Annotated in this window: 14 protein-coding genes and 1 tRNA gene; 7 read left to right on the top strand and 8 right to left on the bottom strand. The window is 43.2% G+C overall.

Translation table 11 applies throughout. The features are described 5' to 3' along the window. The first annotated feature begins 3 nt into the window (after positions 1 to 3). Genes bslm_RS16945 through pgmB form a run of 4 tightly spaced genes read left to right on the top strand, consistent with a single transcriptional unit; the run spans position 4 to position 5,494 of the window. A complete protein-coding gene (locus bslm_RS16945; RefSeq protein ID WP_003228205.1) occupies positions 4 to 888 on the top strand; it encodes a DUF1189 domain-containing protein in 885 nt (294 codons plus the stop codon). Next, positions 866 to 3,139, top strand: a complete 2,274-nt coding sequence (mdxK, locus tag bslm_RS16940; protein WP_019712404.1) for a maltose phosphorylase — start codon at positions 866 to 868, stop codon at positions 3,137 to 3,139. The genes bslm_RS16945 and mdxK overlap by 23 nt, the downstream gene beginning before the upstream one ends. Beyond that, on the top strand, positions 3,132 to 4,817 hold the full coding sequence (malL, locus tag bslm_RS16935; RefSeq protein ID WP_003243333.1) for an oligo-1,6-glucosidase: 1,686 nt from the start codon (positions 3,132 to 3,134) through the stop codon (positions 4,815 to 4,817). Before mdxK ends, malL begins: the two co-directional genes overlap by 8 nt. Beyond that, the gene (gene pgmB, locus bslm_RS16930; RefSeq protein ID WP_003228210.1) at positions 4,814 to 5,494 is read left to right on the top strand and encodes a beta-phosphoglucomutase; all 681 of its coding nucleotides are present in this window, start codon (positions 4,814 to 4,816) and stop codon (positions 5,492 to 5,494) included. Before malL ends, pgmB begins: the two co-directional genes overlap by 4 nt. A 46-nt stretch (positions 5,495 to 5,540) precedes the next feature. Here pgmB and clpP read toward each other — a convergent pair whose 3' ends face one another. Continuing rightward, complete coding sequence (clpP, locus tag bslm_RS16925) at positions 5,541 to 6,134, bottom strand: ATP-dependent Clp endopeptidase proteolytic subunit ClpP (protein ID WP_003228214.1); 594 nt, start codon at positions 6,132 to 6,134, stop codon at positions 5,541 to 5,543. A gap of 269 nt (positions 6,135 to 6,403) precedes the next feature. Between clpP and bslm_RS16920 the strand changes: the two genes are divergently transcribed. Continuing rightward, positions 6,404 to 6,479, top strand: a tRNA-Arg gene (locus bslm_RS16920). Between the two features lie 283 nt (positions 6,480 to 6,762). On the opposite strand, the gene cotR is transcribed toward bslm_RS16920, so the two are convergent. Then, complete coding sequence (cotR, locus tag bslm_RS16915) at positions 6,763 to 7,725, bottom strand: sporulation hydrolase CotR (RefSeq protein ID WP_015251166.1); 963 nt, start codon at positions 7,723 to 7,725, stop codon at positions 6,763 to 6,765. Positions 7,726 to 8,080: 355 nt separating this feature from the next. On the opposite strand from cotR, the gene bslm_RS16910 reads away from it, so the two are divergent. Together bslm_RS16910 and bslm_RS16905 are read left to right on the top strand one after the other, a co-directional pair. Continuing rightward, complete coding sequence (locus bslm_RS16910) at positions 8,081 to 9,424, top strand: FAD-binding oxidoreductase (protein WP_003228217.1); 1,344 nt, start codon at positions 8,081 to 8,083, stop codon at positions 9,422 to 9,424. Between the two features lie 251 nt (positions 9,425 to 9,675). Beyond that, the gene (locus bslm_RS16905; protein WP_003243249.1) at positions 9,676 to 10,188 is read left to right on the top strand and encodes a DUF3231 family protein; all 513 of its coding nucleotides are present in this window, start codon (positions 9,676 to 9,678) and stop codon (positions 10,186 to 10,188) included. A gap of 35 nt (positions 10,189 to 10,223) precedes the next feature. Here bslm_RS16905 and bslm_RS16900 read toward each other — a convergent pair whose 3' ends face one another. From bslm_RS16900 to sacB, 6 genes are all read right to left on the bottom strand, one after another. Beyond that, the gene (locus bslm_RS16900) at positions 10,224 to 10,544 is read right to left on the bottom strand and encodes a QacE family quaternary ammonium compound efflux SMR transporter (RefSeq protein ID WP_003228222.1); all 321 of its coding nucleotides are present in this window, start codon (positions 10,542 to 10,544) and stop codon (positions 10,224 to 10,226) included. Further along, positions 10,544 to 10,879, bottom strand: coding sequence for an SMR family transporter (locus tag bslm_RS16895; protein ID WP_014480966.1), 336 nt, complete (start codon positions 10,877 to 10,879; stop codon positions 10,544 to 10,546). Before bslm_RS16895 ends, bslm_RS16900 begins: the two co-directional genes overlap by 1 nt. 81 nt (positions 10,880 to 10,960) lie before the next feature. Next, positions 10,961 to 11,545 carry a TetR/AcrR family transcriptional regulator gene (locus bslm_RS16890; protein ID WP_003244443.1) on the bottom strand — a complete coding sequence of 195 codons (585 nt, stop codon included), beginning with the start codon at positions 11,543 to 11,545 and terminating at the stop codon, positions 10,961 to 10,963. Between the two features lie 94 nt (positions 11,546 to 11,639). Next, entirely contained in the window at positions 11,640 to 13,202 is a 1,563-nt protein-coding gene (gene aspP / locus bslm_RS16885) for an aspartate/proton symporter AspP (RefSeq protein WP_046381355.1), read from the bottom strand. Between the two features lie 106 nt (positions 13,203 to 13,308). After that, positions 13,309 to 14,859 (bottom strand): 2,6-beta-fructan 6-levanbiohydrolase, encoded by a 1,551-nt coding sequence (gene levB / locus bslm_RS16880; protein WP_046381354.1) that lies wholly within the window; start codon positions 14,857 to 14,859, stop codon positions 13,309 to 13,311. A gap of 73 nt (positions 14,860 to 14,932) precedes the next feature. Next, on the bottom strand, positions 14,933 to 16,354 hold the full coding sequence (gene sacB, locus bslm_RS16875) for a levansucrase (protein WP_001022105.1): 1,422 nt from the start codon (positions 16,352 to 16,354) through the stop codon (positions 14,933 to 14,935). Between the last annotated feature and the right edge of the window lie 536 nt (positions 16,355 to 16,890).

Raw genomic sequence — 16,890 nt, 5'->3', positions numbered from 1 at the left:
TCAATGAAGAATCTGGAGAATAAAAGCTTTATCATCCGCTGCCTGAAAGCGGCTGCATCTCCATCAGGTGTTTGCAGCTATGGGAATACCTTCAGCTGGCTGCAGCTCTCTTTTCTCTTTATGTTTTTAACGGCCTGCTTAATGGCGCCGTTAGCGGTTTCGTTTGTGAAAATGGATCGCTTCAGCGTTGCATCTTTTATGCCGTCAGCGATTCAAGGGGTTAATGATCAATTTGCTGATCAATTACAGGGTTTTCAAATCAGGAACGGAAAACTAACAGGCGGGAAGAGCTCTGAGAGGATTGAAGATGGGCAGAATGTGATGGCAGTCGATATGAAGCATGAATATGAGACAAGCGGTGAAAATGGGCGATTGAAAGTAACTGGATTTGAAAACGCCATCATATTTCAGCCTGATCAACTGGTGATCACCGATCAAAACGAAACGGGGTTTTCTGTTGGCTATGCGAAAATGGACGTTAAGCTCGAGAAACCAAACGCCCATGATGTAGAGGTTTTGATCGATACATTATGGTTGGCACAGTATAAGCCGATGATCATGATGCTGGCATATGCGGTAATCTTTATGATCCAGCTTTTGTTAACGTTTGTTCTTGCAGGTGGCCTCTGGATCACAAAAATATCAAACATGATCTCTATTGCGTCATTCAAGGAAGCAGTATCTACGGCGATTTGCGCCTCGGCACTGCCGGCATTTGCGGCAGCTGCTATCGGCATGGTTCATTTTGATTTGATTACTGTATTGATGATCCATTCGTGTGGCGTTACTTTGATGATTTCTTTTGCATTTAGATATTTGACCAAAACCCGCCGTGATAATGGAAACTTACATTCGGGAGGAAATGATGATAAATCAGCGGTTATTTGAGATTGATGAATGGAAAATCAAAACAAATACATTTAATAAGGAGCATACACGGCTGCTGGAAAGCCTGACGTCTCTTGCCAATGGCTATATGGGGGTCAGAGGGAATTTTGAAGAAGGCTATTCAGGCGACAGTCACCAAGGCACATATATTGCAGGCGTGTGGTTCCCCGACAAAACGCGAGTAGGCTGGTGGAAAAACGGGTATCCAGAATATTTCGGAAAAGTGATCAATGCGATGAACTTTATAGGCATAGGCCTATATGTTGACGGTGAAAAAATCGATCTCCATCAAAACCCAATCGAATCATTTGAGGTAGAACTCAATATGAAAGAGGGGATTCTGCGGCGAAGCGCTGTTGTCCGCATTCAGGATAAATCCGTCAGAATCAGGTCAGAGCGGTTTCTTAGCCTTGCTGTAAAAGAACTCTGTGCGATTCATTATGAAGCGGAGTGCCTGACGGGAGATGCTGTCATTACGCTTGTTCCTTACCTGGATGGAAATGTGGCAAATAAAGATTCTAACTACCAAGAACAGTTTTGGCAGGAGGAAGCGAAAGGTGCTGATTCTCACAGCGGCCATTTAGCGGCAAAAACGATCGAAAATCCATTTGGAACACCGCGCTTCACGGTTTTAGCCGCAATGGCAAACGAGACGGAGGGTTTTGTCAATGAAAGCTTTAAAACGACTGAAATGTATGCCGAGAATCGCTACAGTTATCAAACGAAGGCATCATTGAAAAAGTTTGTGATTGTCACGACTTCACGTGATTTTCGTGAGGAAGAGCTTTTATCAAAAGCCAAGGAGCTTTTGGCGGATGTGGTTGAGTACGGCTATGAAAAAGCAAAACGGAGGCACACTGATCGATGGAAGGAAAGATGGGCAAAAGCGGACATTGAGATTAAAGGAGATGAGGAGCTTCAACAAGGAATACGCTACAACATCTTTCAGTTATTCTCGACATATTACGGGGGCGATGCCCGTTTGAATATCGGGCCGAAAGGATTTACTGGCGAGAAATATGGAGGTGCCGCATATTGGGATACTGAGGCGTACGCCGTTCCGATGTATTTGGCGACAGCCGAGCCGGAGGTGACGAAAAACCTGCTTTTGTATCGCTTTCATCAGTTGGAGGCTGCCAAACGAAACGCTGCAAAATTGGGGATGAAGGGGGCACTTTATCCGATGGTGACGTTCACCGGTGATGAATGCCACAACGAATGGGAAATCACCTTTGAAGAAATTCACCGCAATGGCGCGATCTGTTATGCGATCTACAATTATATCAATTATACAGGCGACCGAGACTATATGGAAGAATACGGGATAGACGTACTTGTGGCAGTCAGCAGATTTTGGGCCGACCGTGTTCACTTCTCGAAACGAAAAAATAAGTATATGATCCATGGCGTCACAGGGCCGAATGAATACGAAAACAACGTTAACAACAATTGGTATACGAATGTCATTGCGGCTTGGACGTTGGAGTATACTCTACAAAGTCTCGAAAGTATCTCAGCGGAGAAACGCCGCCATCTGGATGTGCAGGAAGTAGAATTGAAAGTCTGGAGAGAAATCATCCAGCACATGTACTATCCATTTAGTGAAGAACTGCAAATTTTCGTTCAGCATGACACGTTCTTGGACAAAGACCTGCAAACAATTGACGAATTAGATCCAGCGGAACGGCCTCTTTACCAGAATTGGTCATGGGACAAGATTCTCCGCTCCAATTTTATTAAGCAGGCAGATGTTCTCCAAGGCATTTATCTTTTTAATGACCGTTTTACAATGGAAGAAAAACGGCGAAATTTTGAATTTTATGAGCCGATGACTGTTCATGAATCAAGCCTATCGCCCTCTGTCCATGCGATTCTCGCAGCCGAACTCAAGCTGGAAAAGAAAGCGCTCGAATTATATAAGCGCACAGCAAGGCTTGATCTTGATAATTACAATCATGATACGGAAGAAGGCTTGCATATTACTTCAATGACGGGTAGCTGGCTGGCAATCGTTCACGGTTTTGCGGGCATGCGCACCGCGAATGAGACGCTGTCCTTTGCTCCGTTTTTGCCGAAAGAATGGGACGAATATTCATTCAACATCAATTATCGAAACCGATTAATCAATGTGACGGTTGACGAAAAGCGCGTTATTTTTGAGCTTGTAAAAGGCGAGCCGCTGCACATGAACGTTTATGAGGAACCGGTTGTCCTACAGGGACGATGTGAAAGGAGAACGCCTAATGAGTGAATGGTGGAAAGAAGCTGTCGTTTATCAAATTTACCCGCGCAGTTTTTATGATGCCAATGGAGATGGATTCGGAGATTTGCAAGGTGTGATTCAAAAGCTGGATTACATCAAAAACCTCGGGGCGGATGTCATCTGGCTCTCCCCGGTATTTGATTCCCCGCAGGATGACAACGGATATGATATCAGCGATTACAAAAACATGTACGAAAAGTTTGGGACAAATGAAGATATGTTTCAGCTGATTGATGAAGTCCATAAACGCGGAATGAAAATCGTCATGGATTTGGTCGTGAACCACACATCAGATGAGCATGCTTGGTTTGCTGAAAGCCGCAAGTCGAAGGACAATCCTTACCGGGATTATTATCTTTGGAAAGATCCTAAACCGGACGGCTCAGAGCCGAATAATTGGGGATCGATCTTTTCAGGCTCAGCGTGGACATACGATGAAGGAACAGGGCAGTATTATTTGCACTACTTTTCGAAAAAACAGCCTGATTTAAATTGGGAAAACGAAGCCGTTCGCCGGGAAGTTTATGATGTAATGAGATTCTGGATGGATAGAGGCGTTGACGGCTGGCGGATGGATGTGATTGGCTCTATTTCTAAATACACCGATTTTCCGGACTACGAAACGGATCACAGCCGCAGCTATATTGTCGGCCGTTATCACTCTAACGGCCCACGTCTTCATGAGTTTATTCAAGAGATGAACAGGGAAGTGCTTTCTCATTACGACTGCATGACAGTCGGAGAGGCAAACGGCTCTGATATTGAAGAGGCGAAAAAGTACACAGATGCAAGCAGGCAAGAGCTGAATATGATCTTTACATTTGAACATATGGATATTGATAAAGAACAAAACTCGCCAAATGGGAAATGGCAGATCAAGCCGTTTGATTTGATTGCTTTAAAAAAGACGATGACAAGGTGGCAGACCGGGTTAATGAATGTCGGCTGGAATACCCTTTATTTTGAGAACCATGACCAGCCGAGGGTTATTTCCCGCTGGGGCAATGACAGGAAACTGCGTAAGGAATGTGCGAAGGCATTTGCAACGGTTCTGCACGGCATGAAAGGAACGCCGTTTATTTACCAGGGAGAAGAAATCGGCATGGTCAACAGCGATATGCCGCTGGAGATGTATGATGATCTTGAAATAAAGAATGCATATCGTGAACTAGTCGTCGAAAACAAAACGATGTCAGAAAAAGAGTTTGTCAAAGCCGTGATGATAAAAGGAAGGGATCATGCGAGAACACCGATGCAGTGGGATGCCGGAAAACATGCGGGATTCACAGCCGGAGACCCGTGGATACCGGTAAATTCCCGCTATCAAGATATCAATGTGAAAGAGTCTTTGGAAGATCAAGATTCGATTTTCTTTTACTATCAGAAGCTCATTCAATTACGAAAGCAATATAAGATTATGATATATGGCGATTATCAGCTGTTGCAGGAGAATGATCCGCAGGTCTTTTCTTACCTTCGAGAATATCGAGGGGAAAAGCTTCTTGTCGTTGTGAATTTATCGGAAGAAAAGGCTCTGTTCGAAGCGCCTCCAGAACTGATTCATGAGCGTTGGAAAGTGCTAATTTCAAACTATCCGCAGGAGCGGGCTGACTTAAAGAGTATTAGCCTCAAACCTTATGAAGCTGTGATGGGCATTAGTATATGAAAGCGGTCATTTTTGATTTAGACGGAGTGATAACAGATACTGCTGAATATCATTTTCTCGCTTGGAAGCACATCGCAGAACAAATCGATATCCCTTTTGACAGAGACATGAATGAAAGGCTAAAAGGAATCAGCAGAGAAGAGTCACTTGAAAGCATATTGATCTTTGGCGGGGCGGAAACAAAGTATACAAATGCGGAGAAACAAGAGCTTATGCATCGGAAAAATCGCGATTATCAAATGCTGATCAGCAAATTGACGCCGGAAGATCTTTTACCGGGGATTGGCAGGCTTCTATGTCAATTGAAAAACGAAAATATAAAAATCGGGTTAGCATCTTCAAGTCGCAATGCTCCTAAGATTTTAAGACGCTTGGCAATTATCGATGATTTTCATGCCATTGTTGATCCGACGACTCTTGCGAAGGGGAAGCCTGATCCTGACATCTTTTTAACAGCTGCAGCGATGCTCGATGTTTCCCCTGCTGATTGCGCGGCAATAGAAGACGCAGAAGCAGGCATTTCTGCAATCAAATCTGCGGGGATGTTTGCGGTTGGTGTCGGTCAAGGACAGCCGATGCTTGGTGCTGATCTGGTTGTGAGGCAGACGAGTGATTTGACGCTTGAGCTGTTACATGAGGAATGGGAGCAGTATAGAATAAGGGAGTCAATTCCTTGAAATGAAAAAAACCTGCAAGAGACGCAGCTCTTGCAGGTTTTGTTGATTATTTTTTGTCTTCTGTGTGAGTCAAAATTTTGTCAATCAGGCCGTATTCAAGCGCTTCTTCAGCAGACTTGAAGTTATCACGGTCTGTGTCGCGTTCGATCACTTCAAGCGGCTGGCCAGTACGTTCAGCAAGGACTTTGTTTAATTTGTCGCGAAGCAAGAGAATGCGTTTCGCGGCAATTTCAATTTCTGTCGCCTGACCTTGCGCACCGCCAAGAGGCTGGTGAATCATGACTTCACTGTTTGGAAGCGCATAGCGTTTGCCTTTTTCGCCGGCTGCAAGCAGGAACGCGCCCATTGACGCAGCCATACCGATACAAATTGTAGATACCTTCGGCTTAATAAACTGCATGGTATCATAGATCGCCATACCGGCTGTAATAGAGCCGCCCGGGCTGTTGATGTAAAGAGAAATTTCTTTTTCAGGGTCTTCTGCTGCTAAGAATAAAAGCTGTGACACGATGGAGTTCGCAACGTTGTCATCAATCGCAGATCCAAGCATGATGATTCGATCCTTTAATAGACGAGAATAAATGTCATACGCTCTTTCCCCGCGGTTCGTTTGTTCAATGACTGTAGGTATTAAATTCATAATGCTCCTCCTTCACCTTTTAGGTAAGTATGTAGTTACATGATACATTTTTGGTCAATAAAGGTCAAACAAAAAGCTGGCCTGATATGCAAAGTCGTCTCTTTTTCCCATTTTCCCCAAAAATACAGGGGTTCAAACCATCGTATGTCAGATTGCCAATTAAGATGCTTTGTCTATTTAAAAAACGGCCTCTCGAAATAGAGGGTTGTTATTTGAATGGAATTATCGTATAATTAGTTGTGCTGACGTTCTCATAACGCAGTCATTCTGCGCTCGTAGCTCAGTTGGATAGAGCGGTGGTTTCCGGTACCACGTCTGTCGGGGGTTCGAATCCCTCCGAGCGCGTCCAATAGAACAACAGGAAAGACAAGGGTTTGGCGATTTGCCGCTCTTGTCTTTTTTGTGTGAAAAAGGGAATTGCATACCTTAGAGTAACATTTCAATTATATTCTTTAGTTTGAACCCTCACTTTCAAAAGAAGAAGTATGAATTGAGTTTTTCATTCATCTTATTAGCTTGTGATTAACAAACCTTTAAAAAAATCCGGTTCTACCCATTGCCTGTATTTATTTTGAGAATCTTCTCTCGGACAAAATTGGATAAGCGAGAATAGTTTTAAAATAAAAATTTATTTGCTTCCCCAGTTCTTCTCTATAAATTGAATTGCAGGCTGTAAGTTGGTTTTGTTCGCAATTTCAATGACAGCGGGAACGACGGCAGGGTCCGTTTTGGAGAAGTTCGGAATCCGCGGATCTAACCGGAAAAAACGATCTCCCAGAAGATTCGCACTGACCATGGATTCATAGTACCCATTACCGCCAGCAATCATCTGAAGAAATGGCAGTAAAGGTTCATTAGGCGACCTGTCCAAAAGGACTCCCCAATTTGGAGGAAGGTTCTTCAGATTTTCGGGACGTATGTTATCTGCACTTACCATTCCCCATCCCCTCGTATCTCTTCTTAACCGAGTCGGGGCTTCACCTGTTCCGATGGACAATACCGCAATTTGATCCAATGGCACGTTGGCTTTACCAACTGCAAACGCGATACTGGCTGTACTGGGATTCGTTGCTACTACATATCCGTCCACATAGTTTTGATAGGCGCGTTGCGTCGCGGGAGCACCGCTGCTCCGCAGTATGACATCACTCACTTTTTCATTTAAATAGGGAGAGCCGGGAAAATTGTGAAATAAGACAGGAGTCCAACGGTCCAGTTTTTGAGAGTATAATTTGAATGATGGGACAACAATTCGTTTTCTTAAATCTATAAGTTGAAGATCTGCTGGGAAAAAATTTCTTACCGCTTTAATAAAACCGGAATAGGGTAATTGTTGGTTGAAAACAGGTCCGCCTGGCCGGGAAATGCTGAATGCGGGTAGGATTTCATCCTCAAAATACTGAAGTGTTTCCCTCGGAGATCTTCCGCTTGCTAATGCAAGGGCAGTAAATGAACCGATTGAATTTCCCGAAAATACATGGGTTCGACTAATTAACTTCGGGTTTTGCCTAGCCAATCTGTTTAATAGTTGTAAACTTAAAGCACCTAAGGTACCGCCGCCGTCAAAGGTCATAATCCGATATTTTGCCAAAGCTGATGTCTCCTTTCTACATACATTCAGTATATGATGATCTAGAGTCTGTTGTATGGATGTATACCTCTGGTACTAAACACTTCTTCATCTCTCTTTTCTTTTGGCCTAAACGAATATTCACTCCGAAAAAAACTGGACGCTGCTCCTAAAAACGATAAGAAAAAACGCTTGTTGGAGGATTGGACAGGAAGTTTGCTCAAAATTGTTTGAAAAATGTTTCTCAGCAGACCTCACCGACGAAAAAGGCCTTAGCGTATTATATTTATAGTTCGTAGATCATTTGTCTATGCGATTATCCAGCTCCTGCATATTTTAGTATCTGAATCGAATTTCTTTGGGAGTGAAATAATATATGGGATCAACACAGTTGACAGGGCGTGTAATCTTCAAAGGAGACCCCGGCTATACAGAGGCTATTAAGAATTGGAACCCTTATGTGGATGTCTATCCTCTTGTCTTTGTTTTTGCGCAAAATTCATACGATGTAAGTAATGCCATTAAATGGGCTCGTGAGAATAAAGTGCCCTTACGTGTCAGAAGCGGTCGCCATGCTTTAGATAAGAACCTTTCAGTAGTAAGTGGAGGAATTGTTATTGATGTGAGTGACATGAATAAAGTTTTCTTAGATGAAGAAAACGCGATTGCAACCGTTCAAACTGGTATTCCCGTTGGCCCGCTTGTAAAGGGATTAGCTCGAGACGGTTTTATGGCTCCGTTTGGAGATAGCCCAACAGTTGGAATCGGGGGAATTACGATGGGCGGCGGATTTGGTGTACTCTCACGATCGATTGGCCTTATAAGTGATAACCTTCTCGCGCTGAAAACGGTAGATGCAAAAGGAAGGATTATTCACGCAGATCAATCTCACAATGAGGATTTGCTATGGGCTTCTAGAGGCGGAGGAGGAGGTAACTTTGGATATAATACCCAATATACATTCAAAGTTCATCGTGCCCCTAAAACTGCAACCGTCTTCAATATTATCTGGCCGTGGGAACAATTAGAAACGGTATTTAAAGCTTGGCAGAAATGGGCTCCGTTTGTAGATGAACGATTAGGATGCTACCTTGAAATTTACAGCAAAATAAATGGTTTGTGTCATGCAGAAGGAATTTTCCTCGGTTCGAAAACTGAATTGATTCGATTATTAAAACCTTTATTACATGCGGGAACTCCAACAGAAGCAGATATCAAAACATTATACTATCCAGATGCTATAGATTTCTTAGACCCTGACGAACCCATCCCTGGCAGAAATGATCAGAGTGTTAAATTCTCCTCGGCATGGGGTCATGATTTTTGGTCTGACGAACCCATTTCAATCATGAGAAAATTTTTGGAAGATGCTACTGGAACAGAAGCCAATTTCTTTTTTATCAATTGGGGTGGTGCTATAAGCAGAGTCCCTAAAGACGAAACTGCCTTTTTTTGGCGCCATCCATTATTTTATACGGAATGGACGGCTAGTTGGAAAAATAAATCACAAGAAGATTCAAATCTTGCATCAGTTGAAAGAGTGCGTCAGCTGATGCAACCATATGTAGCAGGTTCATATGTTAATGTTCCAGATCAAAACATTGAAAACTTCGGAAAAGAATATTATGGCGCAAACTTTGCGCGGCTTCGAGAAATAAAGGCGAAATATGACCCCGAAAATGTATTTCGTTTTCCGCAAAGCATCCCGCCATCTCGTTAAAGTTTATTAAAGACAGAATCAATGACTCATACTAAAAAGCACTTGAATGGTTTCCGGTATCTTGTCTGTCGGGGTGCGAATCCCTTCAGTGCGTCCAATCAAACAACAGGAAAGACAATGGTTTGGCAACTTGCCACTCTTGTCTTTTTTGTTTTGTTTCATTTCATAAATCTTTTCCGCTGAAACATAAATGTTCCTCCGCTTGGGCACGTTATGAAATGTGCAATATTGAATATGGGAGGAGAATGAGCATGGGTATTTTAAGCGGAAATCCGCAGGATGAACCGATGCATTACGGTGAGGTATTCGGCTTGTGGAGTTATGTGATGGCGGGCAATAAAATGGTCGGCAATTACCAAATGCTATTGAATCATGTCGGTGATGACGACCTGAAGAAGCTGCTTCGTGAGTCTATTGAGAAATGCCAAGATGAAATCAAACAGGTCAGCACGATCCTGAAAGAAAACGGGGTGGCGCTGCCGCCGGCTTCTCCTGAACCGCCGACAGCAGATCTTAACGATATTCCGCCTGGTGCACGGTTTCTCGATCCGGATGTGGCGGCTTCCGCGGCAGCAGAAAATGCTGCAGGTCTTGTGACATGCAGCAAAATGATGGGGCAATCGATTCGTGAGGATATTGCCATGATGTTTGGGCAATTTCATATGTCGAAAGCGGCAACCGGCGCAAAATACTTAAGGTTGCTAAAAAACAAAGGCTGGCTCATCCCGCCGCCGCTTCATCTTCAAAAACATCACGAAGCTTAATGGCAAAGGCATATACAGCTGTATATGCCTTGATTTTATGAAGATGACGTAAGACGCAGGCCGATGACGCCGGCTAGGATAAGGCAAAGTGAAATCACCTGTGAAAGCTGAAACCGCTCCTTAAACCAGATGAGCCCGACCGCCGAAACACCAATGCTTCCAATGCCAGTCCAGACGGCATATGCGACTCCGGCAGGCAGGACGATCATCGCTTGGGACAGGCAGTAAAAGGATAAGCCGAATCCAACAGTCATCACAATGATTGGCCATTTTTTTCTTGTTCCGTCTATATATTTCATGGCAATGGCAGCTATAATTTCTTCTATGCCGGCAATCACTAATAAAAACCATGCCATTATTGTTCACCTCCCGGCTGAGATTTGCTTTCTTTCGTAAATAATTTCATTCCTAAAATGCCAGCCAGCAATAAAGCTAAAAAGAACATTTGGGCTGCTGAGAAGGATTCGCCCAGAACAATTCCAGTCAGATATGTTCCGACGGTTCCGATTCCCACAAACACAGTGTACGCCGCGGCCATCGGGATTTTTTGATAAGAGCGGATCAACAGGATAAAGCTGACCGCGATTAAGATAAAAATGATGATCCAATCCAAAAGCGAATCGGCATGTTTGAGGGAAGAGGCCCAAACAACCTCTAAAAGCCCTGCAATAAAAACAAGAACCCAATTCAAATGAAACACCTCTCTATTTTATGAATGAACGTCAGTCATTTTTAGGGCATTAAAAAATGAGCGGTGTTACCCAGTCATTTTTTAAGCAGTACCTAAGCTCCGTTTTAAGAAAGTAAAGATTTCTTTTTTATACACTTCAACATTTTCATCTTGTTCAAATCCGATATAGAATCGTTCTGCAGTATTCTCGACCAAGTTGATAATCGTTCTGGCCGTCCATTTTGAATTGATTCCTTCCGTTACCTCATGGTTTGCAATGGCCTTGTTGATGATTTTTTCAAGCCAGGAATAATAAGGCTGATAGATCGTCTCCCATTTTTCCATGGAGTGGTCGATCGCAAGCCCGGAATAACAGAGGACAATAATATCCTTATGGCGTTCTGTAATGAGAAAAGTCTCATCAATTAATATATCTAAAACGGTCCAAAAATCCTCGTCCCCATGCAGCCTACCTTTGATTTGATCAAGTGTATGGGTGAGAAGATTTTCTGCAATGGCCGGTATGAGGGCATTTTTAGATGAAAAATACAAATAGAATGTTCCTTGGGCAGTGCCGGCCTTTTTGACAATATCAGAAATAGAAGCTTTGTCGAGGCCTTTTTCAGAAATGACTTCTATGGCAGCCTGCAAAATTTTTTCATATTTGCCCGATGTTTGTTTTGGCATGAGGAACACCTCCAATAATGACTGACTCTCATTCATTTTATCGCGTGTATGTATGTTTGTAAAGAATAAAGAAGCAAGAAAACCTCTTGCTTCTTTATTTATCATAATCAATGGCGGCTTTTGGGAGCCCGGTATACTTTGCCCAGTAATAAATCGCAAGTGAGCCGATCGCGACTAAAATGAGGTCGAGGGGATTGCTGATAATCCCTAAACCATGTCCGAAAGAACCGATGTAGGAAAAGATCAGCATCATAATATAAAACCCGATAAGCCACCAGGCTGATTTCAGCTGCTGAGCAAGGCTGACATCTTCTTTAGGCGTATATTTGCTGAAACAGAGATAGATCAAAAACATCACGAGCTGTGAACCGAGCAGCCAGGAGACTGTTTTCCATCCTGACCAGTACACGATAAAAGCTGTAAATATAAAGGAAAGCGGCCCGATAATGCTCATTCCCTTTAAATAAAACGGCCTGTTTAAGTCCTTCGCGTTGACCCTCAGCGCAGCTGAAGAAATGGGTGCAATCGCATATGAAAGAATGAGCGCGACTGAACAGACATTGACGAGTGCGTTCCACGAAGGAAAGGGAAGTGTCCAGAAAATGGACAGGGCAAACGAAAGCCAAAGCGAAGCGCGGGGTGTCCCCGTATCTTTATTGACCTTTGAGAATATGCCAAATAATGTGCCGTTACGCGCCCAGGCGTAAACAAGGCGGGATGTCGTATTCATAAAGATATTCCCGTTTCCTCCGGGAGACAGAATGGCGTCTAAAATGACAAGCGTTGCAAGCCAGCCTAATCCGAGCATGACCGCAATATCCTTAAACGGCAATGAGAACTCCCGGCCAATTGCGGGCCAGCCATGTTTCAGTGTTTCTGTCGGGATTGCACCAATAAAGGTGACCTGCAAAACAGTATAAATGATGGTTGAAACGATGATGCAAATGATTAAAGCGATCGGGATATTGCGTTTTGGATTTTGGACTTCACCTGCTACAGATACAATCGGGTGCAGGCCGAGATACGCAAACATGACGCCGCCTGTCGAGATGGCAGCCTGAATACCTGTAAATCCAAACGGTGCAAATCCTTGAACGGATAAATTCTCCGGCTGAAAATGAAAGATCAGCACAATAATGATGGTAATCGGCACAATATATTTAAAAATCGATATGATGAAATTCGCCTTAGCGAAGGTTTTGACGCTCCAATAATTCAGCAGGAAAAACAAGCATAATAGGGCAAACTGCAAGATCCAGCCGGAAATGGTCGGCGAATCAGACCCTTTAATGGTCAGGCCGGGAAACCAATAGGCCACATACTGGCGCACAGCTGTCACTTCAATTGAAATCAAGCTTGTATAAGCGACAATCGTGACAAACGAAATTAAGTAGCCGACAAGGTGGCCATGTGAATAAACGGGGTATCGAATGATGCCTCCGGTACGGGGCAGAGCGGCTCCGAGCTCCGCATATACGAGCCCGATTAACAAAATAATGGCTCCTCCGAGGATCCAGGAAAAAGCGCCGGAGGGCCCTGCTTTTGAAGCGACATTACTGACAGCGAACAGCCACGCTGATCCAAAGATGGCTCCCATCCCAATCAAAATCAGATCAAACAGCGACATTGATTTTTGAAAATTTCCTTGTTTAGACATTCGCTTCCTCCTTTGAAACCAGCCTTATATTTCTTACAATGCCCAATATGTAACAGAGAATACCGCTCCTAATAAAAAAACAGGGCAGCCTGCGCTGCCCCTGTTTTTATTCATGAATCGAATCAAAATGTTTCACTGTTATATTTTTGAAGGAGACTGTGCCGCCATCAGAAAAAAGGGTAATGCCTTTATCTTCAGGCTTTGGGAAGACTTCATTTGAAAAAACGGTTTTCCCATCTCCAACAAATACTTCTATCGTTGTTTTATCGACAAGTATTTTCAAATGCACCTTACGTTTGCTTACATCATAAGGAGCTTTGCTTTCGACATAGGTATTGCTTTTGTCAGGCTGATTTGTGGCTGCTCTATTGACATAAGCATAGCCGCCTTCAGCGAAAATACCGACATCAATATGGCGTTTTTGGTCTTCTGATTCTCTGAGCCTGACGCCTGCATTCTTTAGCTCTGACCAAGAAAGATCCGTATCAAGCTGGTACGTATCACCTGTTATCGACAATGTTTTTGATCCGTTCACATCCTGATCCTCTATTTCGTCAGTTGAAACAGTCAGCTGCTCCAAAGCTTCAATCGGCTGTGAGACGAGGCTGTATGTTCCATCCTGCTCCTTCAGCCGGAGTTCGCGTATGACAGAATCTGTGCCGTTAAAGCCGTTCTTCATTGTCGGGGTGTTGTTGGCATAATCCCAATTGTTCATCCAGGCAAGCGCATACCGCTTTTCTAATGGATCTGTGCTTTTGCTGTCTTCGAACGTCACACCGCCATACCAGTCGAAGCCATAGTCAAGCCATTGGGCTTCAGTCTGATCCGCTTTGAATTCTTTTCCGTCGAAGCTTCCGGTCCAGTAGGCGTACGTATTTGGTTTGCCCCACGGTTTGCCATTCGCGCTGGCACCGAGAACCCACTTATTCGTTCCGTCGCTTGCCCGCATCATGTAGAGGTCGGGACATTCCACCATTCCCGCCTGTTCTGGGAAGAATCCGCTTGTGTAATGCCAGTCCTTAAGATTATCGGATTCATAAAAGCCGATTTTTGATCCTTCAGCCATGACCATGACCCATTTGTTATCCTGGTCATCCCATATGACTTTCGGATCTCTGAAATCGTCTGTACCCGGATTAGGCATAACGGGGTTGCCACTGTAGAATTTGAATGATTTTCCCTTATCTGTGCTGTACCACAAATATTGTTCCTGTTTTTTGTCTTTGGCTGAGGGCTGTGTCACAATCGCGACAAGCGCATTTTTCCCAAAGCCGGCTGTGTTCTCTTTATCAACCACGACGGAACCGGTCCAAATGTCACCGTCCGGGTTTGTATATTTCGGAATCGCCACGCCTTCATCGGTCCAGTGCACCAAATCCTCTGAGACGGCATGGCGCCATTCTGTGCCGTTGCCTTTTGGGTAATCCCGGTTATATAGATAGAAATAATGATACTTGCCATCAAAATAGATCGGTTTTTGAGGGTCATTTTTCCATTTATCCGGAGTCGTAAAATGATATGCCGCCCGGTAGTCCGGCTTCTGTTTTGATTTTGTTTTTTGGTCATGTCCTTCTTTTGGAAATAAGTCGATAAACAGCAATATTCCTAAAAAGGTTAGGAATACGGTTAGCCATTTGCCTGCTTTTATATAGTTCATATGGGATTCACCTTTATGTTGATAAGAAATAAAAGAAAATGCCAATAGGATATCGGAATTTTCTTTTGCGTTTTTATTTGTTAACTGTTAATTGTCCTTGTTCAAGGATGCTGTCTTTGACAACAGATGTTTTCTTGCCTTTGATGTTCAGCAGGAAGCTTGGCGCAAACGTTGATTGTTTGTCTGCGTAGAATCCTCTGTTTGTCATATAGCTTGTAATCACGACATTGTTTCCTTTCGCTTGAGGTACAGCGAAGTGTGAGTAAGTAAAGGTTACATCGTTAGGATCAAGATCCATTTTTAACACAAGGCCAGTTTTGTTCAGCGGCTTGTATGGGCCAGTTAAAGAATTAGAAACATAGCCAAGCATGTAAATATCGTTAGACGTAATGCCGTCAATCGTCATTTTTGACCCGCGGGAGTCAGTGAACAGATACCATTTGCCGTTCATTTTAAAGACGTTCGCGCGTTCAATTTCATCTGTTACTGTGTTAGATGCAATCAGCGGTTTCATCACTTTTTTCAGTGTGTAATCATCGTTTAGCTCAATCATGCCGAGAGCGCCGTTTGCTAACTCAGCCGTGCGTTTTTTATCGCTTTGCAGAAGCTTTTGACTTTCTTGACGGAAGAATGATGTGCTTTTGCCATAGTATGCTTTGTTAAATAAAGATTCTTCGCCTTGGTAGCCATCTTCAGTTCCAGTGTTTGCTTCAAATACTAAGTATTTGTGGCCTTTATCTTCTACGTAGTGAGGATCTCTCAGCGTATGGTTGTCGCCTGAGCTGTAGTTGCCTTCATCGATGAACTGCTGTACATTTTGATACGTTTTGCCGTCACCGTCAAAGATTGATTTATAATCCTCTACACCGTTGATGTTCAGAGAGCTGTCTGATGCTGATACGTTAACCTGTGCAGTTGTCAGTGTTTGTTTGCCGTAATGTTTACCGGAGAAATCAGTGTAGAATAAACGGATTTTTCCGTCAGATGTAAATGTGGCTGAACCTGACCATTCTTGCGTTTGGTCTTTTAGGATAGAATCATTTGCATCGAATTTGTCGCTGTCTTTAAAGACGCGGCCAGCGTTTTTCCAGCTGTCAATAGAAGTTTCGCCGACTTTTTGATAGAACATGTAAATCGATGTGTCATCCGCATTTTTAGGATCTCCGGCTAATGCAAAGACGATGTGGTAGCCGTGATAGTTTGCGACAGTGCCGTCAGCGTTTTGTAATGGCCAGCTGTCCCAAACGTCCAGGCCTTTTGCAGAAGAGATATTTTTAATTGTGGACGAATCGAATTCAGGAACTTGATATTTTTCATTTTTTTGCTGTTCAGGGATTTGCAGCATATCATGGCGTGTAATATGGGAAATGCCGTATGTTTCCTTATATGGCTTTTGGTTCGTTTCTTTCGCAAACGCTTGAGTTGCGCCTCCTGCCAGCAGTGCGGTAGTAAAGGTTAATACTGTTGCTTGTTTTGCAAACTTTTTGATGTTCATCGTTCATGTCTCCTTTTTTATGTACTGTGTTAGCGGTCTGCTTCTTCCAGCCCTCCTGTTTGAAGATGGCAAGTTAGTTACGCACAATAAAAAAAGACCTAAAATATGTAAGGGGTGACGCCAAAGTATACACTTTGCCCTTTACACATTTTAGGTCTTGCCTGCTTTATCAGTAACAAACCCGCTCGATTTACTTTTCGACCTCATTCTATTAGACTCTCGTTTGGATTGCAACTGGTCTATTTTCCTCTTTTGTTGATAGAAAATCATAAAAGGATTTACGGACTACAGGCCTAAAGAACTAAAAAATCTAACTGTTTCTTTTCGTTCTCTGTATTTTTTATAGTTTCTGTTGCATGGGCATAAAGTTGCCTTTTTAATCACAATTCAGAAAATATCATAATATCTCATTTCACTAAATAATAGTGAACGGCAGGTATATGTGATGGGTTAAAAAGGATCTCTAACTGAAGTATTTTTCAAAATATTTGAAACATTAGTAGGTTAGTAACGTACAGAGATATGGGAGGTGGAGG

The organism is Bacillus sp. LM 4-2 (assembly GCF_000978495.1).
In the GTDB taxonomy this organism is placed as follows: domain Bacteria; phylum Bacillota; class Bacilli; order Bacillales; family Bacillaceae; genus Bacillus; species Bacillus subtilis.
This window is presented reverse-complemented; position numbering and strand designations above follow the sequence as displayed.

Coding starts and splice junctions, on each gene's coding strand:
- malL (WP_003243333.1), top strand. CDS start 3,132: ATGAGTGAATGGTGGAAAGAAGCTGTCGTTTATCAAATTTACCCGCGC.
- bslm_RS16900 (WP_003228222.1), bottom strand. CDS start 10,544: ATGGCATGGTTTTTATTAGTGATTGCCGGCATAGAAGAAATTATAGCT.
- levB (WP_046381354.1), bottom strand. CDS start 14,859: ATGAACTATATAAAAGCAGGCAAATGGCTAACCGTATTCCTAACCTTT.
- sacB (WP_001022105.1), bottom strand. CDS start 16,354: ATGAACATCAAAAAGTTTGCAAAACAAGCAACAGTATTAACCTTTACT.
- mdxK (WP_019712404.1), top strand. CDS start 866: ATGATAAATCAGCGGTTATTTGAGATTGATGAATGGAAAATCAAAACA.
- pgmB (WP_003228210.1), top strand. CDS start 4,814: ATGAAAGCGGTCATTTTTGATTTAGACGGAGTGATAACAGATACTGCT.
- bslm_RS16945 (WP_003228205.1), top strand. CDS start 4: ATGAAGAATCTGGAGAATAAAAGCTTTATCATCCGCTGCCTGAAAGCG.
- bslm_RS16905 (WP_003243249.1), top strand. CDS start 9,676: ATGGGTATTTTAAGCGGAAATCCGCAGGATGAACCGATGCATTACGGT.
- aspP (WP_046381355.1), bottom strand. CDS start 13,202: ATGTCTAAACAAGGAAATTTTCAAAAATCAATGTCGCTGTTTGATCTG.
- clpP (WP_003228214.1), bottom strand. CDS start 6,134: ATGAATTTAATACCTACAGTCATTGAACAAACGAACCGCGGGGAAAGA.
- bslm_RS16910 (WP_003228217.1), top strand. CDS start 8,081: ATGGGATCAACACAGTTGACAGGGCGTGTAATCTTCAAAGGAGACCCC.
- bslm_RS16890 (WP_003244443.1), bottom strand. CDS start 11,545: ATGCCAAAACAAACATCGGGCAAATATGAAAAAATTTTGCAGGCTGCC.